Here is a 22,569-nt window from a genome sequence, read left to right on the forward strand (position 1 = left end):
GAGCACAGGCCTGCCAGCCGGACGAGGTCAGGCCAGGCGCTCCAGGATGAGCTCGCGCACCCGGCCGGCGTCGGCCTGACCGCGCATCTGCTTCATCACCGCACCGATCAGCGCACCTGCCGCGGCGTGCTTGCCGTCGCGGATCTTCTGCGCCACGTCGGGGTTGTCGGCGATCGCCTGGTCGACCGCGTCGCCCAGGGCGTCGTCGTCGGAGACGATCGCGAGGCCGCGGGAGGCGACGACCGCGTCGGGGTCGCCCTCGCCGGCCAGGACGCCGTCGAAGACCTGCCGCGCGAGCTTGTCGTTGAGCGAGCCGTCGTCGACCAGCGCCTGGATCCGGGCGACCTGCTCCGGGGTGATCGGCAGCGCGGTCAGCTCGGTGCCCTGCTCGTTGGCGCGCCGGGCCAGCTCGGAGAGCCACCACTTGCGGGCCGCCTGCGGCGTCGCGCCCGCCGCGATGGTCTGCTCGACCAGGCCGAGCGCGCCGGCGCCGACGGTGTCGCGCATCTCGAGGTCGGAGAAGCCCCAGGCCTCCTGCAGCCGCGCCCGGCGTACCCGCGGCGGCTCGGGCAGCTCGGCCCGCAGCTCGTCGACCCACTCCCGGCTCGGCGCCACCGGCACCAGGTCGGGCTCGGGGAAGTAGCGGTAGTCCTCGGCGTCGGACTTCTCGCGGCCCGAGGTCGTCACCCCGGTGTCCTCGTGCCAGTGACGCGTCTCCTGCGTCACCGAGGCGCCGGACCTCAGCACCGCCGCCTGCCGGGAGACCTCGTAGCGGGCCGCCCGCTCCACCGAGCGCAGCGAGTTGACGTTCTTGGTCTCGGTGCGGGTCCCGAGGGTGCCCGAGCCGATCGGGCTGAGCGAGAGGTTGACGTCGCAGCGCAGCGAGCCCTGCTCCATGCGCACGTCGGAGACCCCGAGGCCGAGCAGCAGGTCGCGCAGGTGGGCGACGTACGCCCGGGCGACGGCGGGTGCCTTCTCGCGGGTGCCGAGGATCGGCTTGGTGACGATCTCGATCAGCGGGATGCCGGCGCGGTTGTAGTCGACCAGCGAGTAGTCGGCGCCGTGGATGCGGCCGGAGGTGCCGACGTGGGTCGACTTGCCGGTGTCCTCCTCCATGTGGGCGCGCTCGATCTCGACCCGGAAGGTCTCGCCGTCGACCTCGACCTCGGTCCAGCCGTCGAAGGCGATCGGCTCGTCGTACTGGCTGGTCTGGAAGTTCTTCGGCATGTCCGGGTAGAAGTAGTTCTTGCGCGCGAAGCGGCACCACTCGGCGATCTCGCAGTTGAGCGCGAGGCCGATCCGGATCGCCGACTCCACGGCGACGGCGTTGACCGCCGGCATCGAGCCCGGCAGGCCCAGGCACGTCGGGCACACCTGGGTGTTGGGCTCGGCGCCGAAGACGGTCGAGCAGCCGCAGAACATCTTGGTCGCGGTGCCCAGCTCGACGTGGACCTCCAGGCCCAGGGCCGGGTCGTACGCCGCGAGCGCCTCGTCGTAGTCCACCAGGTCCGTCATCGGGCCACCGCCTCGTCGAGCTTGTCAGCCGTCAGCAGCGGGCCGCCCCACTGCTGCTCCAGCAGCGCCTCCAGCGCCGCGCCGACCCGGTAGAGCCGGTCGTCGGCCGCGATCGGGGCCAGCAGCTGCAGGCCCACCGGCAGGTCGTCCTCGGGGGCGAGACCTGCCGGCACCGAGATGCCGGGCACGCCGGCGAGGTTGGCCGGGATGGTGGCGACGTCGTTGAGGTACATCGCCAGCGGGTCGTCGAGCTTCTCCCCCAGCCGGAAGGCCGTGGTCGGCGAGGTGGGGCTGACCAGCACGTCGGCCTGGGCGAAGGCGCGATCGAAGTCGCGCTGGATCAGCGTGCGCACCTTCTGGGCCTGGCCGTAGTAGGCGTCGTAGTAGCCGCTGGAGAGGGCGTAGGTGCCCAGGATGATGCGCCGCTTGACCTCGTCGCCGAAGCCCGCGTCGCGGGTCGCGCGCATGACCTCCTCGGCGCTCGGCGCCTCGACCCCGTCGGGCAGCACCCGCAGGCCGTAGCGCATGGCGTCGAAGCGGGCGAGGTTGGACGACGCCTCGCTCGGCATCAGCAGGTAGTAGGCCGCCAGGGCGTGGGTGAAGCTCGGGCAGCCGACGCGCACCACCTCGGCGCCCGCACCCACGAGCAGCTCGACCGCCTCGTCGAAGCGCTGCTGCACGCCGGGCTGGTAGCCCTCGCCGCCGAGCTCGGTGACGACGCCGACCCGCACCCCGGCGAGGTCGCCGGACGCGCCCTGCCGGGCCGCGGCCACGACGTCGGGCACGGGCTGGTCGAGGCTCGTGGAGTCGAGCGGGTCGTGACCGCCGACGACCTGGTGGAGCAGCGCCGCGTCGAGCACCGTGCGAGTCACCGGGCCCACCTGGTCGAGCGAGTTGGCCATGGCGACGAGCCCGTAGCGGCTGACTCCGCCGTAGGTCGGCTTCACGCCGACCGTGCCCGTGACCGCGCCGGGCTGGCGGATCGAGCCGCCCGTGTCGGTGCCGAGCGCCAGCGGCGCCTGGTAGGCCGCGACGGCCGCGGCCGAGCCGCCGCCCGAGCCGCCGGGGATCCGCTCGAGGTCCCACGGGTTGCGGGTGGGGCCGTAGGCCGAGTGCTCGGTGGAGGAGCCCATCGCGAACTCGTCCATGTTGGTCTTGCCCAGGATCGGCAGCCCGGCCTCCTTGAGGCGGCGCACGACCGTGGCGTCGTACGGCGGCACCCAGCCCTCGAGGATCCGCGAGCCGCAGGTCGTGGGGAGGCCCTCGGTGGCGAGGACGTCCTTGACCGCCACCGGCACGCCGTCGAGGTCGGAGGCGGCCTCGCCGCGCGCACGGCGCTCGTCGGAGGCCCGGGCCTGGTCGAGCGCGCCCTCGGCGTCGACGTGCAGGAAGGCGTGCACGGCCCCGTCGGTGGCCTCGATGCGGTCGAGGTGGGCCTGCGTCAGCTCGACACTGGTGGTCTCGCCGGCGGCGAGCGCGCGGGCGAGCTCGGCGGCGGTGCTGGTCGTGAGCGGGGTGGTCACTGCTCGTCCCCCAGGATGCGCGGCACGGCGAACTTCTGGTCCTCGACGGCGGGGGCGCCCGCGAGCGCCTGCTCGGGGGTCAGCCCGGGCCGGACGACGTCCTCGCGGAAGACGTTGGTCAGCGGCACGGGGTGCGAGGTCGGCGGCACGTCGTCGGCGGCGACCTCGCTGATCGAGGCGACCGACTCCAGGATCACCGCCAGCTGCGGGGCGAGGTGGTCGAGCTCGGCGTCGTCGAGGTCGATCCGCGCGAGGTCGGCGAGGTGTCGCACCTGCTCGCGGCTGATGACGTCGACAGGCTCGGAACGGCGCTCAGGCATGCGCGTCATCCTAGGTGCGTGCCCGTACGCCCTTCCCCGCGCCCTGCGGCCGCCCTCGTCGCCCTGCTCGTGCTGCTCTCCGGCTGCACCGCCGACCAGCCCGAGGCCGCCCCCGACCGTCCCGACGACAGCACCGGCGCGTCCGTCGCGCCCGAGGTGCAGCGCTACGTCGCCCTCGGCGACTCCTACACCGCCGCGCCCGGCGTCCCGCTGACCGACGTCGCCGACGGCTGCTTCCGCTCCGACGGCAACTACCCCGCCCTCGTGGCCGCCCAGCTCGACGCCGAGCTGGTCGACGTGAGCTGCTCGGGGGCGGACACCTCCGACGTCACCGGCCGCCAGCTGCGCGGCGTACCCCCGCAGCAGCGGGCGCTCACGGCCGACACCGACCTCGTCACGGTCGGGCTCGGCGGCAACGACGGCGGCGTCTTCCAGCAGCTGGTGAGCCGCTGCCGGTCGGTCGCCCCCCAGATGGGCGAGACCGAGCCCACCGGCGAGACCTGCCCGCCCGCGCTCGACGCCGCCACGACCGACCGGATCGCGGCCACCATCGACCAGACCGCCGACCGGCTCGCCGAGGTCTTCCGCCTGGTGCAGCAGCGCGCGCCCGAGGCGCGGGTGCTGGCCGTCGGCTATCCCCAGATCCTCAACGCGGACCGGACGTGTGACGAGCTGCCCCTCACCGAGTCCGACCAGCGCGCCGCCGCGCAGCTCGCCGAGCAGCTCGACGACACCGTGCGCCGCGCCGCCGAGGAGACCGGCGTCGACTTCCTCGACGTCAACGCCGCGACCGAGGGGCACGACATCTGCGCCGAGGAGCCCTGGGTCAACGGCATCGTCACCGACCAGCGCCGCGCCATCGCCTTCCACCCCTTCGTCGAGGAGCAGGAGGCGGTGGCCGCGCTCGTGCTCGAGGCGGTGCGCGCCGCTGACTGAGGCCGCCGCTGTCGCACCCCGGGGCTAGCGTCCGGGGATGGCCCTCCACTGGACCGTCGGCGCCGACGCCAACGACCCCCACGCCCTCGCCGACTTCTGGTGCGCCGCCCTCGGCTACGTGCCCGAGCCCGGCTACGACGACCCCGACGGCGCCTCGATCGTCGACCCCGACGGCGTCGGCCCCGCCATCGGCTTCCTCCGCGTCCCCGAGCCCACGACGGGCAAGAGCCGCTTCCACGTCGACCTCCGCGTGGCCGGTGAGCCCCCGTGGGACTGGCCCGCCCGCGCCGAGCTCATCCGCGCCAAGGTCGCCGCCCTCACCCCCCTCGGCGCCACCGTCGTCCGCGAGGAGCAGTACGCCGACGAGCGCGGCAGCATCCTCGGCCACGTCGTCATGCTCGACCCCGAGGGCAACGTCTTCTGCGTCGCCTGACGGCCCCGTCCGGCTCGGGTGGTCGAGGACGGGTCTCGACAAGCTCGACCAACAGGGCCTCGGTGGTCGCGGAAGGCGCGCAGCGCCTGTCTCGAGACCCGGTGACATACGAAGGCGCGCGGGGTCTCGACAAGCTCGACCGACAGGGCCTCGGTGGTCGAGGAAGACGCGCAGCCGGACCCCGGGTGGTCGAGGAAGGCGCGCAGCGCCTGTCTCGAGACCCGGTGAGCGGGCGGCGTACGAGGTCTCGACAAGCTCGACCGACAGGGCCTCGGTGGTCGAGGAAGACGCGCAGCCCGACGCCGGGTGGTCGAGGAAGGCGCGCAGCGCCTGTCTCGAGACCCGGTGACATACGAAGCGCGCGGGGTCTCGACAAGCTCGACCGACAGGCACGGGAGGTCGAGGAAGGCGCGCAGCCGGACCCCGGGTGGTCGAGGAAGGCGCGCAGCGCCTGTCTCGAGACCCGGTGAGCGGGCGGCGTACGAGGTCTCGAGACGGTTGCTGCGCAACCTCCTCGACCACCCGGGGGGAGGCAGCTGGGCGCTGGTCTCGACAAGCTCGACCGGCAGGGCCCGGGTGGTCGAGGACGGCGCGCAGCGCCTGTCTCGAGACCCGGTGAGGTGCGCAGGCGCGCGGGGGTCTCGACAAGCTCGACCGACAGGGCACGGGAGGTCGAGGAAGACGCGCAGCCCGACCCCCGGTGGTCGAGGAAGGCGCGCAGCGCCTGTCTCGAGACCCGGTGAGGTGCGGGCGTGCGGGGGTCTCGAGACGGTTGCTGCGCAACCTCCTCGACCACCGGGGGGGTGGCGCGGGGTGGACTTGCGGTTGGTCAGTGGTGGGTGGCGATGGGTAAGCGCGAGGTGGGGACGACGGTGTAGGTCTGGCCTTGAGGGCTGGTCCAGTCGTAGGTGCCGTCGCGGCGGCGGACGTAGGTCCAGCCGGCGTGGGTCTTGGCGCGGTGGTGGCGCCGGCAGAGTGGCGCGAGGTTGGAAGGTCGCGTCTGGCCGGGCGGGCCGTCGGGGTCGTATGCCTGGATGTGGTCGAGGTCGCAGGAGCGGGAGTCGCGGGCGCAGCCGGGGAAGACACAGTGGGCGTCGCGCAGGATCACCTGCTCGCGCATCGCGGGTGGTGGGTCGTGGCGGTCGACCGAGTTGTCGGCGGCGAGGTCGATGACGGGTCGGACCCTGACGGTGGCTCCCTCGATGCCGCAGCGGGCGAGCCAGCCGGCGAAGAGCTCAGTGGACAGGGCGCCGAGCCGCTCGACGACCGCCACGCCGTCGCCCTCGAGGTCCGACGGCGTGAGGTGGACGCTCAGGTCGAGGGTGCCGGCGGTGCGGGGTCGCGGGTCGGTGGTCTCCCCGGTCATCAGATCCAGGGCGTGCTGCGGGTCGGCGAGGACCCCGACGGCCTTGGCGCGGCGGACGTCGAGGACGTCGGTGTCACCCAGCTCCTTGAGCTCGCCCGCGAGTCGTCCGACGGTGTGGTGGAAGGCCATCGCCTCGGGGGTGTCGAGCGTCAGGTGGACGTCGGTCACCCCAGGGGCGCGGCCGTCGCGCTGCAGCCACACCCCACGCCGCGTCAGCGCCTCGTCCTCGTCGGCCCTCGCGCGGTCGGGGTCGGCGTGCAGCCGCGCCTCGTGCACCAGACGCGCCGCCCCCGCGGCCGACAGCTGGTCGAGCCGGTCCGGCACGGCGCAGAGCAGCCGGTCGGCGTGCAGCGCCGCATCCAGCGAGAGGTCGCGGGTCTCCCCGGAGATCGCACGGGCACGCCACACCGCGACCCGGCCGGCGCACATTAGCTCCCACAACCGCGGCAGCCGGAAGACCAGCTCCAGGGTGTCGCCCAGCAGCTGCTGGGCGTGCTCGGCCGGACGACCCGGGGCGGCGGCCAGCTCCAGTGGTGCGGCCGCCGCGACGAGCGGAGCGCCGTCGCCGGCCAGCGGGAGCGGTCCACCCACGCCGTCGCCGAGCACCAGGCCGTCGTCACCCCAGCCGGCGTACGCCGCGCCCTCGGCGGCGGGGTGGAGCAGGGCCCACTGGAGCGCGAGACGGAGCTGGCGGACCTGCGCCTCCTCCTCCTCGGCGCGGGCCTCGACGAGGACGTCGAGGACCTGGCGCTTGGGGAGGTAGGGGCTGGGCTCCATGAGTTGATTCTACGCCACGTGACTGACAATCGAACAGGTGTTCTACTGTCTGTGGACAAGCTCTCTGGACGGGTGGCGGGGGTCTCGAGACGGTTGCTGCGCAACCTCCTCGACCACCCGGGGGTTGGGTGACCTCCTCGACCACCCGAAGAACAGCCCCGCGACCTCCCGAAGAACAGCCCCGCGACCTCCTCGACCACCCGGAGACGCGGGTGGGTCAGGGTCAGAGGCCGTCCGGGCCCTGCTCGAGGAGGAGCTTGAACTGCGCCTCGTCGAGGATGGGGACGCCGAGCTGCTCGGCCTTGTCGGCTTTGGAGCCGGCGTTGTCGCCGACGACGACGTAGTCGGTCTTCTTCGAGACCGAGCCGGAGGCCTTGCCGCCGCGGCTGATGATGGCCTCCTTCACGGAGTCGCGGGTGAAGTCCTCGAGGGAGCCGGTGGCGACGACGGTGAGGCCCTCCAGGGTGCGGGCCACCGAGGCGTCGCGCTCGTCCTCCATGCTCACGCCGGCGGCGGCCCAGGAGTCGACGACGGCGTTGTGCCAGGCGGCGTCGGGCTCGTCGTCGAAGAAGCGGCGCACCGAGGCCGCGATGGTGGGGCCGACGCCCTCGGTGTCGGCGAGCAGCTCCTCGGGGGCCTCGCGGATCGCCTGCATGGAGGCGAAGCGGGTGGCCAGGGCGCGAGCGGCGGTGGGGCCGACGTGGCGGACCGACAGGGCGACCAGCACCCTCCACAGCGGTACGTCGAGGCGCGAGCGCAGGTTGGCCAGCAGCCGCTCGCCGTTGGCCGAGAGGACCCGCCCGTCGGTGGCGCGCTCGGCCTCGGTCTTCTTCGCCGCGCGGGTGAAGAGCTCGGTGCGCAGCAGCTTGTCCTCGTCGAGGTCGAAGACGTCGCCCTCGTTGGTGATCACGCCGGCGTCGAGCAGCGCGACGGCCGCCTCGTAGCCCATGCCCTCGATGTCGAAGCCGCCACGGCCCGCGACGTGGAAGATGCGCTCGCGGACCTGGCCCGGGCAGGCGACGTGGTTGGGGCAGCGCAGGTCCTTGTCGCCCTCCTTCTCCTCGCGCAGCTCGGTGCCGCAGGAGGGGCAGTGGGTCGGCATCACCCAGGGGGCCAGGCCGTCGGGACGCAGCGCCAGCACCGGGCCGAGGATCTCGGGGATCACGTCGCCGGCCTTGCGCAGGATCACGGTGTCGCCGGGTCGCACGTCCTTGCGCTTGACCTCGTGGGCGTTGTGGAGCGTGGCGTTCTCGACCGTGGAGCCCGCGACCTTGGTCGGCACCATCACGCCGTACGGCGTCACGCGGCCGGTGCGGCCGACGTTGACCTCGATGGAGAGCAGCTCGGCGTTGACCTCCTCGGGCGGGTACTTGAAGGCGATGGCCCAGCGGGGCGCGCGGCTGGTGGAGCCGAGCCGGCGCTGCAGCGCGACGTCGTCGACCTTGACCACGACGCCGTCGATCTCGTGCTCGACGTCGTGGCGGTGCTCGCCGTAGTGCTCCACGAACTCCTGCACCGCCGCCAGGCCGTCGACGACCTTGGCGCGGTCGCTCGTGGGCAGGCCCCAGGCGCGGAGCGCGGCGTAGGCCTCGGACTGGGTCGTGGCCTCGAAGCCCTGGCGGGCCCCGATGCCGTGGCAGACCATGCCGAGCGCGCGGCGGGCGGTGACCCGGGGGTCCTTCTGCCGCAGCGAGCCGGCGGCGGCGTTGCGCGGGTTGGCGAACATGGGCTTGCCGGCCTCGGTCATCTGCTCGTTGAGCTGGTCGAAGGCCGCGACGGGCAGGAAGACCTCGCCCCGCACCTCGAGCAGTGCCGGCACCTCGAACCCCTCGGCCGCCTGCAGCCGGTGCGGGATCGAGTCGATCGTCTTGACGTTGGGCGTGACGTCCTCGCCCGTGCGGCCGTCGCCGCGGGTGAGGGCGCGGACCAGGCGGCCCTCCTCGTAGAGCAGGTTGATCGCGAGGCCGTCGACCTTCAGCTCGCAGAGGTAGGCGGCGTCGCTCACGCCCTCGCGCGCCAGCCGGACGGCCCACGCCTCGAGCTCCTCGAGCGAGAAGGCGTTGTCGAGGCTCTGCATCGGCTCGAGGTGGTCGACGGCCGTGAACTCCGTGGACACCGCGCCGCCGACCCGCTGCGTCGGGGAGTCGGGCGTGCGCAGGTCGGGCACCTGCTCCTCGAGCTCCTCCAGGCGCCGCATGCGGACGTCGAAGTCGGCGTCGGAGAGGGTGGGGTCGTCGAGCACGTAGTAGCGCCAGCGCGCCTCCTCGACCTCCTCGACGAGCCGGCGGTGCTCCTGGCGCAGCTCGGCGGCGGGGTCGGCCTCGGGGGTGGCCTGGCGGGTGGCCTGGGGACTGCTGCTCACGGGCACCATCTTGCCCGTCACCACCGACATCGGGGCCGCGGGCGGGGTACCCCATCCGAGCGCCGTACGCCGCCGAACCACGCACGCCCGTCACCCCACCCGAGAGGACCCCCGTGCCCGAGCCCGCCCTCACCAGCTCCACCCCGCCCGAGCAGCCACGCGGCGTGGTGCTGATGCTGCACGGCGGCAAGCCGCGCGGCACCGAGCCCGTGGGCAGCCGCAGCGCCTCGCGCTGGCGCTCCGACACCATGCGCCGGGTGCTGGAGCCGCGCTTCCGCGACGCCGGGCTGGCGGTGCACCTGCTGACCTACGCCGTGCGCGGCTGGAACGCCGGCTCCGCGCTCGAGCCCTCCCCGGTGCCGGACGCCCGCTGGGCGCTGGAGCAGCTCAGCCACGAGCACCCCGGGCTGCCGGTGGCGCTGCTCGGCCACTCCATGGGGGCCCGCACCGCCGTGCACGTGGCCGACCACCCGGCCGTGGTCGGGGTGGTCGGGCTGGCGCCGTGGTTCGACGCCGGCGACCCGGTCGCCACGCTGCGCGGCCGCCACCTCGTCGCCGGTCACGGGAGCCGCGACCGGATCACCTCGGCCCGCCACACCCGGGCGTACGTCGACCGCGCCGCCCGGGTGGCGGCGTCGGCGGAGTTCGAGGACCTGGGCCCCCTCGGCCACTACATGCTGGCGCGGCCCGACCGGTGGAACCGCTTCGCGCTCAGGGCCACGCTGCGCGTGCTCGACCGGGAATGACCCGGGCGGCGACGCGGTTGCGACCCCTGATGTACGCCACCCGCTCGCCCGCCCACCTGCCCGTGCTCGTCGGGCTCCTCTTCGGGCTCGCCGGGCTCGGCAGCTCCTCGGCCGCCATCGCCCTCCCGGCCCTCGCCGAGGACCTCGGCGTCAGCACCGGTGTCAGCGCCTGGGCGATCAGCCTCTACGTGCTGATGCTCGCGGTGATGACCGCGCTCTACGGACGGCTCTCCGACCTCGTCGGCCAGCGGCTGCCGCTCGTGGCGGGCGTCTCGCTCATGGCGCTGGGCGCGCTCGCGGGCGCGCTCTCCCCCGACTTCGGCGTGCTCCTGGCGGCCCGGCTGCTGCAGGGGGCCGGCGCCGCGGCGGTGCCCACGCTCGGCGTCGCTATCGTCAGCGCGCGCTTCCCGGGCGCCGGCCGCGGCGCCGCGCTCGGCACGGTCGCCGGCATGGCCGCGGCGCTGAGCTGCCTGGGTCCGCTGGCGGGCGGCGTCGTCGAGGGCCTGCTCGGCTGGCGCGCCGTGGTCGCGCTGCCGGTCCTGGGTCTGCTGGTGCTGCCGCTGCTGTGGCGCCACGTCCCGACCGACGGCAGCGGCGCCCGCCTCGACCTGGTCGGTGCTGTGCTGGTCGCCGGCACGGCCGGAGGCGTGGTGCTGCTCGTGCAGTCCCCCTCCACCGGCCCGGCCGTGGCCGTGATCGGGGCCGTCCTCGCCGTGGCGGGCATCCCCGCGGTCTCGGCGTGGGTACGCCGCCGTCCCCACGGCTTCCTGCCCGCCGAGGTGATCCGCAACGCCACCGTGGTGCGCAGCGCGCTGGCCGCCGGCGCCGTGCCGGCGGTGTGGTTCGCGCTGCTCATCGCCGTGCCCGCGGTGCTCGTCGCCGACGGGTGGGAGCCGTGGCACGTCGGCGTGGCGCTGCTGCCCAGCGCCGCGACGGGGCTGCTCGCCCCGCGCCTGGCCGGGCCGCTGCTCGAGCGGGTGGGCGCGACCCGCGCGCTCGGGCTGGCCGCCACGGTCTCCGCGGTGGCGCTGCTCGTCTCGGCCCTGGGGGCCGCGGTGACCTCCGCCACCCTGCTGGTCGCGGCGGTCGTCGCCGTGACCTTCGCCTTCGGGCTCGGTCAGCCCGCGCTGACCGCCGCGGTGGGCGACGCGGTCGACGACGACGTGCGCGGCGTCGCGCTCGGCATCGCGACGCTCTTCTTCCTGGTCGGAGGGGGTGTGGGGTCGGCCGTCGTCGGCGGCCTCGGCGACGTCCTCGGCATGGCCCCGTCGCTGGCGCTGCTCACCGTGCTGCCGGTGCTGGGGCTGGTCGCCCTGTGGCCTCAGCTGCGTGTGTCACAGTCGACGGAGGGCTGAGCGGCGACGCTTCCCGGGCGGCGTGGCCGAGGTCACCCCGCACTCCAGGAACGAACGACCCCGCCCGCGACGTCCTACCTGACGCACGACCGCCCCCCACCGTGAAGAGATCATGACCGAGGAAGACGACTCGACCCCCCGCAAGCTGGAGCTGTCCCCCGTCCAGGTCGCGGCCAGTGCGCTGGCGGCGACCTCAGCCGCCTTCGTCGCCTCCTGGGCGGGCACCGCCGGCACGCTCATCGGCGCCGCCCTGGGCAGCGTGATCGCGACGGTGGGCGCGGCGACCTACACCTACTCGCTCAAGCGCACCAGCGAGCTGGCCCGGCGCACGGCGGCCCAGGTGCGCGAGGGGGCGTTGCTCCCCAACGGCCTGCCCCGCACGCGCGGGCGGGTCGACGAGACCGCCGTGATGCCGCCGGTCGAGGACGGCGCCACACCCGCGGAGGCGGGCGAGGACGTCGCCTGGTGGCGCCGCTTCGACCCCCGCGGCAAGCAGCTGCCCTGGGGTCGCGTCGCCCTCGCCAGCGCCGCGGTGATGCTCGTGACCCTGGCTGTGCTCACGTCCTTCGAGGGCGTGACCGGGCGCTCGGTGTCCGACACCGTCACCGGCGACGACAGCAGCCGCACGACGGTCGGCAACGTCTTCCGGGGCGGCGGCGACACCCGCGACGAGGAGCCGGCGCCGCAGGAGGACGAGCAGCAGCCGGACGACGGGGCCACGCCCTCCCCCAGTGACGACGCGACGCCGTCCGACGACGCCGACCCGACGCCGACGACCGAGCCCACCGAGGAGCCGTCCGTCGAGCCGACACCGACCGTGGAGCCGACGACGCCGACCCCGACCCCGAGCGCGCCGGCCCCGGACGCCGCCGAGCCGACGGAGGCGCCCGACGCGTCGCCGAGCGCCACTCCGTCGGCCTGATCCGCCTGCTCAGGCGGTCAGCAGCTCGCCGATCGCCTCGACGAAGGCCGGCAGGTCGTCGGGGTTGCGGCTGGTGACCAGGGTCCCGTCGACGACGACCTCCTCGTCGACCCAGTCGGCGCCGGCGTTCTGCAGGTCGATCGCCAGGCTCGGGTAGCTGGTCAGCCGCCGGCCCTCCGCGACGCCGGCCGAGACCAGCAGCCACGGGCCGTGGCAGATCACGGCGAGCACCTTCTCGTGCTCGAGCGCCTGGCGCGTGATCTCCTGCGCGTCCTCGTCGGTGCGGATGGTGTCGGCGTTGACGGTGCCGCCCGGCACGACCACCGCGTCGACCGAGGCGACGTCGAGGTCGGTGAAGACCCCGTCGACGGCGATCTTCTGGGTCGGCTCGGTATCGCCCTCGACGGCCTGGATGGGCTCGCCGTCGGTGGAGTAGATGCGCACCTCCGCGCCGGCGGCCCGCAGCTCGTCGCGCGGCGTGGTGAGCTCGGACTCCTCGAAGTGCGAGGTGGCGATGATGGCGATCTTCTTGCCGGAAAGGTCAGGCACGAACAGCTCCTGTCGATGGGGACGTCTGGCGACCCAGGGGTACCCGAGTCCGCCGTCGCCACGCGGTCAGCCGAGCTCGGTCGCCACCTCGCGCAGCCGTCGCAGCACCGCGCGGGCGTACGCCGCCGTCGCCCCGGCCGAGCCGCAGGCCGGGGTGAGCACGAGCCGCTCGCCGACCTCCTCGACGTCGAGGCCGAGCATGTCGAGCCACGAGCGCACCCGGTCGACGACCGACCCCACCGGGGGCACCTCCGGCGCCACCGCGGGGACGACGCCCAGGTGCACCCGCTCCCCCGCCTCCAGCGCCGTCGCGAGCCCCTCGTACGCCGCGGGCGCGAGCACGGCGAGGTCGACCGAGAGCGCCCCGGCACCGGCCCCGCGGAGCAGGTCGACCGGCACGTCGGCCGCGCAGCAGTGCACGACGGGGGCCTCCGCGACGCCGAGCACCCACGAGAGCGCCTCGGAGGCCTCGGGCGGCGCCACGCTGCGGTGGCGGCCGAAGCCGGAGGCCGTCGGCACCCGCGCCGCCAGGACCGCCGGCAGTGCCGGCTCGTCGACCTGCAGCAGCACGGTGGCGCCGGGGAGCCGGCGGCGTACGTCGGCCAGGTGGTCGGCGACGCCCGCCGCCATGGCCTGGGCGAGCTCGCGGCGGGCGCCGTGGTCGGCGAGCACGCGGTCGCCGCGGGGCCGCTCGACGCTCGCGGCCAGCGTCCAGGGGCCGGTGACCTGCACCTTGAGCTCGCCGCGGTAGCCCTGCGCCTGCTCCTCGAGGACGTCGAGGTCCTGCGCCAGCAGCGAGCGTGCCCGGCGCTGGTCGAGGCCCGGCTCCGCCGACCCGGTCAGGCGCCACCCGGCCGGTTGCAGGTCGAGGCCGAGCTCGGTGCAGATCGCGGCGGCGCGACCGACCATCGTGGCGCCCACGCCCCGGTCGGGCAGCTCGGGGAGGTGCGGCAGCCCGGGCGGCTCGCCCAGCTCGCCGAGCACCACGCGCACCGCCTCCGCGACGTCGTCGCCGGGCATGGAGCCGACGCCGGTGACCCGCGCGGTCACGCGGCCCGCCGTGTCTGCGCGATAGTGGCCGAGCCGAGCACGCGGCTGCCGACGTAGACCACCACGGCCTGGCCGGGAGCGATGCCCTCGGCGGGGTCGAGCAGCTCGACGTCGACCTCGTCGCCACGGGCGTGCACCACCGCGCGCAGCTCGCCGCCGTGGGCGCGCAGCTGCACCGTGCACTCCACCGGGCCCGAGGGGGCCGCGCCGCACCAGCGCGGGCGGGTGGCGGTCAGGCCGTCGACGCGCAGCTCCTCGCGGGAGCCGACGGTGACGGTGCCGGAGACCGGCGAGATGTCGAGCACGTAGCGCGGCCGGCCGTCGGGGGCCGGGGTCCCGATCCGGAGCCCGCGCCGCTGGCCCACGGTGTAGCGCCAGGACCCCTCGTGGTGACCGAGCACGCTGCCGTCGGCGTCGACGAGGTCGCCCCCGCTGTCGACCTCGCGGCCGCTCTCGCGCAGCTTCTCGGCGAGCCAGCCGCCGGTGTCGCCGTCGGCGACGAAGCAGATGTCGTGGCTGTCGGGCTTGTCGGCCACCAGCAGCCCCCGCCGCGCGGCCTCGGCGCGCACCTCGGGCTTGGCGGTGCCGCCGAGCGGGAAGAGCGCGTGGGCCAGCTGCTCCTGCGTGAGCACCCCGAGCACGTAGCTCTGGTCCTTGGCCATGTCCTCGGCGCGGTGCAGCTCGACCCCGTCGGCCGTCTCGCGCACCGTGGCGTAGTGGCCGGTGACCACGGCGTCGAAGCCGAGCGCCAGCGCCCGGTCGAGCACGGCGGCGAACTTGATGCGCTCGTTGCAGCGCAGGCAGGGGTTGGGCGTGCGGCCCGCGGCGTACTCGTCGAGGAAGTCCTCGACCACGTCCTCGTGGAAGCGCTCGCTGAGGTCCCAGACGTAGAAGGGGATGCCGATGACGTCGGCCGCCCGGCGGGCGTCGTTGGCGTCCTCGATGGTGCAGCAGCCCCGGGCACCCGAGCGGTAGCTCTGCGGGTTGCGCGAGAGCGCCAGGTGGATGCCGGTGACGTCGTGCCCCGCCTCGTGGGCGCGCGCCGCGGCCACCGCGGAGTCCACCCCGCCCGACATCGCGGCGAGGACCCGCCGAGGCGGCATCAGCCCGCGACCGGTCGCATCGCCAGCGAGGCCCGGCGGGCCCGCTCGACGGCCGGGCCGATCGCGTCGAGCACGGCGTCGACGTCGGCCTCGGTGCTGGTGTGGCCGAGGGAGAAGCGCAGCGACGAGCGCGCGGTGGCCTCGTCGTGGCCCATCGCCCGCATCACGTGGCTGGGCTGCGGCACGCCGGCGTCGCAGGCGGAGCCGGTGGAGCACTCGATGCCCCGGGCGTCGAGGAGCATCAGCAGGGAGTCGCCCTCGCAGCCCGGGAAGCTCAGGTGCACGCTGCCCGGAAGCCGGTGGTCGGGCCCGGGCACGAGGTCGCCGTGCGCGACCGCGTCGGGCACCTGGCGGCGTACGCCGTCGCGCAGCCGGGTCGCGAGCCGCTCCAGGCTCAAGGCCAGCTGCTCCTGCCTCGCCACGGCCAGCTCCGTCGCGACCGCGAAGCCCGCGATGGCCGGCACGTCGAGGGTGCCGGAGCGCACGTCGCGCTCCTGCCCGCCGCCGTGCAGCAGCGGTGTCGGGGCGAGCTCGCGGCGTACCAGCAGGGCACCCACGCCGTGCGGACCGCCGGCCTTGTGGCTGGTCACCGTGAGCGCGTCGACGCCCGAGGCGGCGAAGTCGAGCGGCAGCTGGCCGAGCGCCTGCACCGCGTCGGTGTGCAGCGGAACGCCGTGCGCCCGGGCGAGCGCCAGGGCCTCGCCGACGGGCTGCACCGTGCCGACCTCGTTGTTGGCCCACATCACGCTCGCCAGCGCGACGCTGCCCGGGTCGGCCTCGAGCGTGGCGGCGAAGGCGTCGAGGTCGAGGCGCCCCTGCGCGTCGACCGGGACGAGCTCGACCTCGGCACCGACCTCGCCCAGCCACGCCAGCGCGTCGAGCACGGCGTGGTGCTCGACCGGGGTGCTGAGCACGCGCACCCGGCGCGGGTCGTCGTGGTGCCGCGCCCAGTAGAGGCCCTTGACCGCGAGGTTGTCGGACTCCGTGCCGCCGGAGGTGAAGACCACCTCACCCGGGCGGCAGCCCAGGGCACCCGCGATCCGCTCGCGCGACTCCTCCACCACGCGTCGCGCGGCACGGCCGGAGGCGTGCAGCGAGGACGCGTTGCCGACCCGGGTCAGCTCGGCGGTCATCGCCGCCGCGGCCTCAGGGAAGAGCGGCGTGGTGGCCGCGTGGTCGAGGTACACGCTCATCGAGTGGCAAGCGTACGCGCAGCCCCGGACGGGGCCCGCGCCGACCGCGTCGCCCGCGGTGACCGCTCCCGACGAACAGCCTCCGGTCTCCCTCGGCGACCCTCGGCGTGGACTAGACCTGGCGGGCCTGCTCGCTCATGTGGCGGACAGTCGCCACGTCTCAGCACGTGGGAAGCCGACACCTCGACAAGGCGCTGAAACACCCGCAAGTGGGGTGCAACCGGACGGGCGACATGTCCGGTGGGTTCGCATGACGAGACGTTTGCACCCTCCGCGCCCGACCTCCGGTGGACAGGTGTTTGCGGCTGTCGGTGGGCTACCCCACCCTCTGCTGCGTGACCGATCTCGGGGGAGCCACGACCAGCCGCGTGCCCGCGGCGTCGTGGCTGACGGCCGGCGCCGTGGTCTCGGCGACCACGGGGGCCGTGACGCTCGCCGCGCTGCTGCACCGGCACTACCTCGCCGAGGACCTGCGGGCCCACGGCGGCCTCGCCATCGCGGTCACCGCGGGCGTCTTCCTCGTGGCGGCCAGCCTGCGGCTCGCGATCTCGATGCTCACCGGTCAGCCCGAGGCACGGGTCCGAGCGGGCGCCCTCGCCGTGGTCGCCGTCGGCCTGATGCCGGTGCACCTGTGGAGCCACAGCTTCGTCGACCCCGGTCGTGCCACGGCCGAGGAGCTGGCGCTGGTGGGCGCGGGCCGCGTGCTGTCGGCGGTCGTCGTGGTGACGCTGCTGCTGCTCGCGATCGCCCGCCGACGTCGCAACGACCGGCTGTACCTCGTGGCGGGCGCGGCGTGGGTCCTGGCGCTGGCCCTGCTGGCGCTCGGTGCGACGAGCGCCACGTGGCCCGACGCCACAGCACGGGTGCTGCAGCTCGTCTCGGTGCTGACGGCGGCACTGTGGATCGCCGCGGCCGGCTACGCCGCCCACCGCACCGAGACCCGCCCGTGGGCCCGCACCCTGGCCCCCTTCCTGCTGCTCATGGGGGTGACCGAGGCGCTGGTCGCCGTCGATCCCCGCGTGCCCGGTGTTGGGTCGACAACCGCGGTGCTGATCGCCGCGACCCTGGCCGGCGGCGCCCTGGTGTGGGCGCTGAAGGACCTCCGCTCGGCGGTGCGCGACGAGCAGCGGCGCAGCGCGGAGCTGGAGCACGACCTGCTGACCACGCGGGACGACCTCGCCTCGCTGCAGCAGCGCGAGCGTCGGCTCGCGCACGACGCCCGCGGCACGCTGGCCGGCGTCCGCGCCGCGATGCAGATCTGGGCCGCCGCCCCCGCGGCAGACACCGACGGCACGGCGCAGCTGCGACACGCGGCCCTCGCCGAGGTCTCCCGGCTCGAGGACGCCCTGCGCGAGCACCGCATCGAGCTGGGGTGCGGCCCGGTCGCGCTCGACCTGGTCGTCGCCCGGGCGGCACGCTCCGCGGTGGCCCGCGGCGCGGAGATCGTCATCTCCGTGCCGGCCCTCGTCGTGCTGGGCCACGCCACCGACCTCGAGCTGGCGCTGCGCGAGGTGATCGAGCGAAGCCTGCTCGACCGTCCGGAGTCGCGCCTCCACGTGGCCGGCTGGAGCGACGCCGACCTGGCCGTCGTCGAGGTCACCAGCCCCGACCGTCCTGCTCGCGAGCCGCGCTCGCGCAGGCTGCGCGCCGTGCCCGACGGGTGCGTCGCCGATCCGGTCGGCGACCTCGGCCACGCCCAGCACCTGATGCGGCGGCAGAGCGGGACGCTGCGCCACGACCCGGACCACGACTCGTGGCGGCTGGGCGTCCCCCTGTGCCCGCCGCCGCTGCCCGTGCCCCGGCAGCGCGACCGTGGCGGTAACACCACCCGGGTCGCGGTGGGCGCCCGATGACGCGCCCACCCCAGGTGGTGATGATCGACGACCATCCGCTGCTCACCCACGCCCTCGCCTTCACGCTGCGCAGCCGTGGCGTCGCGTGCACGGTCCCGACACTGACCGACCACGAGAGCCTCGTGAGCGAGGTCGAGGCACTGCAGCCCGACGTCGTGCTCCTCGACCTCGACCTCGGCGACCTCGGCGACGGCTCGGCGCTCGTGCCCGACCTGGTGCGCCTCGGCGCGGCCGTCCTGGTCGTCTCGGCCTCCCGGGACACCGAGCAGGTCGGGCGGGCCCTGAGCCGCGGCGCGACCGGCTACATCCCCAAGGAGCGCCCGCTCGACGAGCTCGTCGAGAGCGTGCTGGCCACGGTGCGTGGCGAGCCGGTGATGGACCACGAGCACCGGTCGGCGCTGATCGAGCAGGCGCGCGCGTCGTCCCGTCGCCGCCAGGCGGTGCAGCGCCCGCTGGAGTCGCTGAGCCCCCGGGAGGCGCACGTCCTGCGGGGCCTGATGGCCGGCGGCTCGGTGCGCGAGATCGCGGCGACGTCGCACGTCTCCGAGGCGACCGTGCGCACGCAGGTGCGCGCGGTGCTCACCAAGCTGGGGGTGGGCTCGCAGCGCGAGGCCGTGGCCCTCGCCGCGAGGGCCACCTGGCGCTGAGCCCGAGCCCCGCTCAGCCCTTGCGCTTCTCGATGGCCTCGGTCGCCGCGGGGAGCACGGCGTGGAGGTCACCGACGACGCCGAAGTCGACGAGCTCGAAGATCGGCGCCTCCTCGTCCTTGTTGACCGCCACGATGGTCTTGGAGGTCTGCATGCCGGCGCGGTGCTGGATCGCCCCGGAGATGCCGTTGGCGACGTAGAGCTGCGGGCTGACGGTCTTGCCGGTCTGGCCGACCTGGAAGGCGTGGGGCTTCCAGCCCGAGTCGACCGCGGCGCGCGAGGCGCCCACGGCCGCACCGAGCGAGTCGGCGAAGCCCTCGACCTCGGAGAAGTCACCGCCGGTGCCGCGGCCGCCGGAGACCACGATCGCGGCCTCGGTCAGCTCGGGGCGTCCCGAGGCCTTGCGGGCCTGCGAGGCCACGATCTTGGCCTTCTTCGCGCCCTCGGAGATCGACGGGGCGAACTCCTCGACCGTGCCCGCGGACTCGGCCTCCTCGGGGGCCGCCGAGTTGGGCTTCACGGTGATCACCGGGACGCCCTTGGTCACCACCGACTGCGTGGTCCAGCCGCCGGCGAAGACCGACTGCGTCGTGACCGGACCGGACTCGCCGGGCTGCACGTCGACGGCGTCGGTGATCAGGCCGGAGCCGATCTTGACCGCCAGCCGGGCGGCGACCTCCTTGCCCTCCGCGGTCGAGGGCACCAGCACCGCGGCGGGACCGTGCTTGTCGACGAGCTGCTGGAGCGTCTCGGCCTTGGGGGCCACGAGGTAGCCCTTGATCTCGGCGTCGTCGACGGCCACGACCTTGGTCGCGCCGTACTTCTTGACCGCCTCGGCGACCTCGCCGGACTTGGCCGACTCACCGATGAACACCGCGACCGGCTCACCGAGCCGCGCCGCGATCGTCAGCAGCTCGTAGGTGGGCTTGCGGACCTTGCCGTCGACGTGGTCGACGAGCACCAGAACCTCAGACATCTCTTCTCGCTTCTCGCGTGGTCTTGACGGGGTCTCGACGTGGTCTCGACCGACGGATCAGATGAACTTCTTCGACGCCAGGAAGTCGACCAGCGCCGTGGCGCCCGAGCCGTCCTCGTCGGTGACGATCTCGCCCTGCGTGCGCGGCGGGCGTGCCTCGGCCGCCTCGACCTTCGACCAGGCGGCGTCGAGCCCGACCTCGCCGGCGTCGACGCCCAGGTCGGCCAGCGACCACGTCTCCACGGGCTTCTTCTTCGCCGCCATGATCCCCTTGAAGGAGGGGTAGCGGGCCTCGCCGGACTGGTCGGTCACGCTCAGCACGATCGGCAGGGTCGCACCGATCACCTCGGTGGAGGTGTCGCCGTCGCGCTTGATCCGCACCTGGTCGCCCTGGCGCTCGATCACCGAGCCCAGCGTCACCTGCGGCAGGTCGAGGCGCTCGGCCAGCATCGCCGGGACCACGCTGCCGGAGGCGTCTGTCGAGGCCATCCCGCACAGCACCAGGTCGACGGCGCCGGACTCGCCGACCTTGCGCACCGCGGCGGCCAGCACCTGGCTGGTCGCGAGGTAGTCGGAGCCCGCGATCGCCTCGTCGGTCACGTGGACGCCGGAGTCGGCGCCCATCTGCAGCGCCTTCTTCACGGCCTCGGCCGCGGCCTCGGGGCCGACCGTCAGCGCGACGACCTCGACGTCCTCGCCCTCGGCCTTCTCCTTGAGCTGCAGCGCCTGCTCCACGGCGTACTCGTCGAGCTCGGAGAGCAGCCCGGGCACCCCGGCCCGGTCGACGGTGTGGTCGGACTCGAACTGCCGGTCGGCGGTCGCGTCGGGCACGTACTTCACGAGAACAACGATCTTCATGCGGTGTGCGGCCCCGGAGAGGGCCCCTCCTCCATCGGTGCGGACGGTTACGGCGAGGTTACCCGCGGGTCATGAACGCGGGAACGTCGCCGTCGGGTGGGGTGGGTCACACGGGTCGGACCCGGGTGCCGGTGGCTCAGCGCGAGCCCTTCGGCCCGACCAGGCCGGCCAGCACGCGGCCGATGACGAGGTAGACCAGGGCCGCGATCCCCCAGTTGACCAGGGCGTTCTTGGCCGCGGCGTTGTCGCCGCCGAAGTCGAAGATGCCGTCGTCGCGACTGAAGGGCCCGGCGACCGCGTCGGCGACGTCGAGCACGAAGCGCACGATGTTGTTCTGCTCGTTGACGCTGTCGCGGAGCACCACCAGCACGGCACCCACGGCCAGGATCGCGGCGAGGACGCCGAAGACGAGCCGGATGACGCGCGCGAGCTGCGCGCGGACGACGGTCGGGGCCTTCGGTCCGGAGCGCTTCTTCTCGCCGGTCTCGTCGGTGCTGGCCTTGGGCACGGTGGGGTCTCCTTCAGCGGTGGTGGGTCAGCGTCCCACGAAGGACGCCTTGCCTGGTCCCTGCTCAACGAACGAGGTCATGCCGCGGGTACGGTCCTCGGTCGCGAAGAGTGCGGCGAACTGCTGCCGCTCGATCTCGAGCCCGGTCTCGAGGTCGACCTCGGCCCCGCGGTCGATCGCCTCCTTCGCGGCCCGCAGCGCCAGCGCGGCCGCGCCGGAGAACTGCCCGGCCCACGCGAGCGCCTCGTCGTAGACGCGGTCGGCGGGCACCACCCGGTCGACCAGGCCGATCGCCAACGCCTCCTCGGCCTTGACGAAGCGGCCCGTGAAGATCAGGTCCTTGGCCTTGCTCGGCCCGACCAGGCGGGTGAGCCGCTGCGTCCCCCCGGCGCCGGGGATGATGCCGAGCAGGATCTCGGGCTGGCCCAGCGTCGCGTCGTCGGCGGCGATCCGGACGTCGGCGGTCAGCGCCAGCTCGCAGCCGCCTCCCAGGGCGTAGCCCCTGACCGCGGCGACGACCGGCTTGGGGATGCGCGCGACCGCGCTCAGCGCCGACATCAGCGCGCCCGAGCGCTTGACCATGTCGGCGTGCGACATGGTGGCCATCTCCTTGACGTCGGCACCGGCCGCGAAGAGCTTCTCGCCGCCGTAGAGCACCACGGCGCGCACGTCGTCGCGCTCGGTGGCCTCGGCGGCCGCGGCACGGATCTCCTCCTGCACCTGCACGCTCAGCGCGTTCATCGGTGGGCGGTCGAGCCGGAGCGTGGCGACCCCGTCGGCGACCTCGAGGCGGACCAGTGCGTCGGCGGGCGAGTCGGCAGGTGAGTCGTCGGGGGCAGCGGCGTCGGTGCTCATCTGGCGGATAGTAGTAGTGGCACCATCGGGGGCGTGCCGACCTCACTGATCTCCCCCGCCGACCCGGGTCCGGGTCTGGCCGAGCAGGTCGCGCGGGCGCTGCGCGAGCGCATCCTCGAGGGCGAGCTGCGCAGCGGGCAGCCGCTGCGCGAGGCCGCGCTGGCCACCGAGCACGACGCCTCCCGCAACACCGTGCGCGAGGCCTTCCGGCTGCTGGCGCGCGACCGGCTCGTCACCCACGAGGCCCACAAGGGCGTCGCGGTGCGCACCCTCGACGAGGACGACGTGCGCGACATCTACGTCGTCCGGCTCGCCCTCGAGCCGCGGGGCCTCGCGCTGGTCGACCCGGGCGCCCTGGGAGACGTCGTGGCGGCCGCGCAGGAGGCGGCCGCGCAGGGCGACTGGCGCGGCGTCTCCACGGCCGACCTGCGCTTCCACCAGCTCCTGGTGAGCGCCCTCGGAAGCCCCCGCTTCGACGACATGTTCGTCACCGTGCTCGCCGAGCTGCGCCTGGCCTTCGCCCAGGTCGCCGACGGCCGCCGCTTCCACGAGCCCTACCTGGAGCGCAACGCGCAGATGGTCGACCTGCTGCGCCGCGGCGAGGTCGCCGAGGCCGAGCGCGAGCTCGTCGCCTACCTCACCGACGCCCAGGAGCAGGTCGGCTTCGTGGTCTCGGTACGCCGCAGCGGCTGAGCGTCGGCACGTGACGGCCACGTAAAATC

21 protein-coding genes are annotated in these 22,569 nt (G+C 74.5%); 8 read left to right on the plus strand and 13 right to left on the minus strand.

The window, feature by feature from the left end:
- Nucleotides 1-27: 27 nt before the first annotated feature.
- Genes gatB through gatC form a run of 3 tightly spaced genes read right to left on the minus strand, consistent with a single transcriptional unit; the run spans nucleotide 28 to nucleotide 3,358 of the window.
- Nucleotides 28-1,515, minus strand: a complete 1,488-nt coding sequence (gene gatB / locus IG63_RS0101080) for an Asp-tRNA(Asn)/Glu-tRNA(Gln) amidotransferase subunit GatB (protein ID WP_030482533.1) — start codon at nucleotides 1,513-1,515, stop codon at nucleotides 28-30.
- Nucleotides 1,512-3,038, minus strand: a complete 1,527-nt coding sequence (gene gatA / locus IG63_RS0101085; protein ID WP_030482534.1) for an Asp-tRNA(Asn)/Glu-tRNA(Gln) amidotransferase subunit GatA — start codon at nucleotides 3,036-3,038, stop codon at nucleotides 1,512-1,514. The genes gatB and gatA overlap by 4 nt, the downstream gene beginning before the upstream one ends.
- Nucleotides 3,035-3,358: an Asp-tRNA(Asn)/Glu-tRNA(Gln) amidotransferase subunit GatC gene (gene gatC, locus IG63_RS0101090; protein WP_030482535.1), complete on the minus strand. Its 324-nt coding sequence runs from the start codon at nucleotides 3,356-3,358 to the stop codon at nucleotides 3,035-3,037. The genes gatA and gatC overlap by 4 nt, the downstream gene beginning before the upstream one ends.
- A gap of 18 nt (nucleotides 3,359-3,376) precedes the next feature.
- Here gatC and IG63_RS0101095 point away from each other — a divergent pair, with 18 nt between their 5' ends.
- Together IG63_RS0101095 and IG63_RS0101100 are read left to right on the plus strand one after the other, a co-directional pair.
- Nucleotides 3,377-4,294 (plus strand): SGNH/GDSL hydrolase family protein, encoded by a 918-nt coding sequence (locus IG63_RS0101095; RefSeq protein WP_169741739.1) that lies wholly within the window; start codon nucleotides 3,377-3,379, stop codon nucleotides 4,292-4,294.
- Between the two features lie 37 nt (nucleotides 4,295-4,331).
- The gene (locus IG63_RS0101100) at nucleotides 4,332-4,727 is read left to right on the plus strand and encodes a VOC family protein (protein WP_030482537.1); all 396 of its coding nucleotides are present in this window, start codon (nucleotides 4,332-4,334) and stop codon (nucleotides 4,725-4,727) included.
- 829 nt (nucleotides 4,728-5,556) lie between these two features.
- On the opposite strand, the gene IG63_RS23440 is transcribed toward IG63_RS0101100, so the two are convergent.
- The gene (locus IG63_RS23440; protein ID WP_030482538.1) at nucleotides 5,557-6,870 is read right to left on the minus strand and encodes an HNH endonuclease signature motif containing protein; all 1,314 of its coding nucleotides are present in this window, start codon (nucleotides 6,868-6,870) and stop codon (nucleotides 5,557-5,559) included.
- A gap of 223 nt (nucleotides 6,871-7,093) precedes the next feature.
- On the minus strand, nucleotides 7,094-9,241 hold the full coding sequence (gene ligA / locus IG63_RS0101110) for an NAD-dependent DNA ligase LigA (protein ID WP_030482539.1): 2,148 nt from the start codon (nucleotides 9,239-9,241) through the stop codon (nucleotides 7,094-7,096).
- A 104-nt stretch (nucleotides 9,242-9,345) separates the two neighbouring features.
- On the opposite strand from ligA, the gene IG63_RS23760 reads away from it, so the two are divergent.
- From IG63_RS23760 to IG63_RS20280, 3 genes are all read left to right on the plus strand, one after another.
- Nucleotides 9,346-9,978, plus strand: coding sequence for an alpha/beta hydrolase (locus IG63_RS23760; RefSeq protein WP_036194124.1), 633 nt, complete (start codon nucleotides 9,346-9,348; stop codon nucleotides 9,976-9,978).
- Nucleotides 9,975-11,333, plus strand: coding sequence for an MFS transporter (locus tag IG63_RS0101120; protein ID WP_084596463.1), 1,359 nt, complete (start codon nucleotides 9,975-9,977; stop codon nucleotides 11,331-11,333). The genes IG63_RS23760 and IG63_RS0101120 overlap by 4 nt, the downstream gene beginning before the upstream one ends.
- A 112-nt stretch (nucleotides 11,334-11,445) precedes the next feature.
- A complete protein-coding gene (locus IG63_RS20280; RefSeq protein ID WP_036194125.1) occupies nucleotides 11,446-12,255 on the plus strand; it encodes a hypothetical protein in 810 nt (269 codons plus the stop codon).
- A gap of 9 nt (nucleotides 12,256-12,264) precedes the next feature.
- Here IG63_RS20280 and IG63_RS0101130 read toward each other — a convergent pair whose 3' ends face one another.
- The 4 genes from IG63_RS0101130 to IG63_RS0101145 form a co-directional block, all read right to left on the minus strand.
- Complete coding sequence (locus IG63_RS0101130) at nucleotides 12,265-12,804, minus strand: type 1 glutamine amidotransferase domain-containing protein (RefSeq protein WP_030482542.1); 540 nt, start codon at nucleotides 12,802-12,804, stop codon at nucleotides 12,265-12,267.
- A 66-nt stretch (nucleotides 12,805-12,870) separates the two neighbouring features.
- Nucleotides 12,871-13,854, minus strand: coding sequence for a uroporphyrinogen decarboxylase/cobalamine-independent methonine synthase family protein (locus IG63_RS0101135; protein ID WP_036194127.1), 984 nt, complete (start codon nucleotides 13,852-13,854; stop codon nucleotides 12,871-12,873).
- Complete coding sequence (gene mnmA, locus IG63_RS0101140) at nucleotides 13,851-14,957, minus strand: tRNA 2-thiouridine(34) synthase MnmA (protein WP_030482544.1); 1,107 nt, start codon at nucleotides 14,955-14,957, stop codon at nucleotides 13,851-13,853. Before mnmA ends, IG63_RS0101135 begins: the two co-directional genes overlap by 4 nt.
- Complete coding sequence (locus tag IG63_RS0101145) at nucleotides 14,957-16,150, minus strand: cysteine desulfurase family protein (RefSeq protein WP_030482545.1); 1,194 nt, start codon at nucleotides 16,148-16,150, stop codon at nucleotides 14,957-14,959. The genes mnmA and IG63_RS0101145 overlap by 1 nt, the downstream gene beginning before the upstream one ends.
- 335 nt (nucleotides 16,151-16,485) lie before the next feature.
- On the opposite strand from IG63_RS0101145, the gene IG63_RS0101150 reads away from it, so the two are divergent.
- Both IG63_RS0101150 and IG63_RS0101155 read left to right on the plus strand, forming a co-directional pair.
- Complete coding sequence (locus IG63_RS0101150; protein ID WP_157209968.1) at nucleotides 16,486-18,003, plus strand: hypothetical protein; 1,518 nt, start codon at nucleotides 16,486-16,488, stop codon at nucleotides 18,001-18,003.
- Nucleotides 18,000-18,650, plus strand: a complete 651-nt coding sequence (locus tag IG63_RS0101155; protein ID WP_084596465.1) for a LuxR family transcriptional regulator — start codon at nucleotides 18,000-18,002, stop codon at nucleotides 18,648-18,650. Before IG63_RS0101150 ends, IG63_RS0101155 begins: the two co-directional genes overlap by 4 nt.
- 13 nt (nucleotides 18,651-18,663) lie before the next feature.
- Here the strand turns inward: IG63_RS0101155 and IG63_RS0101160 are convergent, their stop codons facing one another.
- The 4 genes from IG63_RS0101160 to IG63_RS0101175 form a co-directional block, all read right to left on the minus strand.
- A complete protein-coding gene (locus IG63_RS0101160) occupies nucleotides 18,664-19,626 on the minus strand; it encodes an electron transfer flavoprotein subunit alpha/FixB family protein (RefSeq protein ID WP_030482548.1) in 963 nt (320 codons plus the stop codon).
- A 57-nt stretch (nucleotides 19,627-19,683) separates the two neighbouring features.
- A complete protein-coding gene (locus IG63_RS0101165) occupies nucleotides 19,684-20,466 on the minus strand; it encodes an electron transfer flavoprotein subunit beta/FixA family protein (protein WP_245604223.1) in 783 nt (260 codons plus the stop codon).
- A gap of 154 nt (nucleotides 20,467-20,620) precedes the next feature.
- The gene (locus IG63_RS0101170; RefSeq protein WP_051706012.1) at nucleotides 20,621-20,992 is read right to left on the minus strand and encodes a hypothetical protein; all 372 of its coding nucleotides are present in this window, start codon (nucleotides 20,990-20,992) and stop codon (nucleotides 20,621-20,623) included.
- 27 nt (nucleotides 20,993-21,019) lie between these two features.
- Nucleotides 21,020-21,847, minus strand: a complete 828-nt coding sequence (locus IG63_RS0101175; RefSeq protein WP_051706013.1) for an enoyl-CoA hydratase/isomerase family protein — start codon at nucleotides 21,845-21,847, stop codon at nucleotides 21,020-21,022.
- Between the two features lie 33 nt (nucleotides 21,848-21,880).
- On the opposite strand from IG63_RS0101175, the gene IG63_RS0101180 reads away from it, so the two are divergent.
- Complete coding sequence (locus IG63_RS0101180; protein WP_051706014.1) at nucleotides 21,881-22,540, plus strand: GntR family transcriptional regulator; 660 nt, start codon at nucleotides 21,881-21,883, stop codon at nucleotides 22,538-22,540.
- The last annotated feature ends 29 nt before the right edge of the window (nucleotides 22,541-22,569 follow it).

The organism is Nocardioides aequoreus, assembly GCF_000720335.1.
Taxonomy (GTDB): domain Bacteria; phylum Actinomycetota; class Actinomycetes; order Propionibacteriales; family Nocardioidaceae; genus Marmoricola; species Marmoricola aequoreus.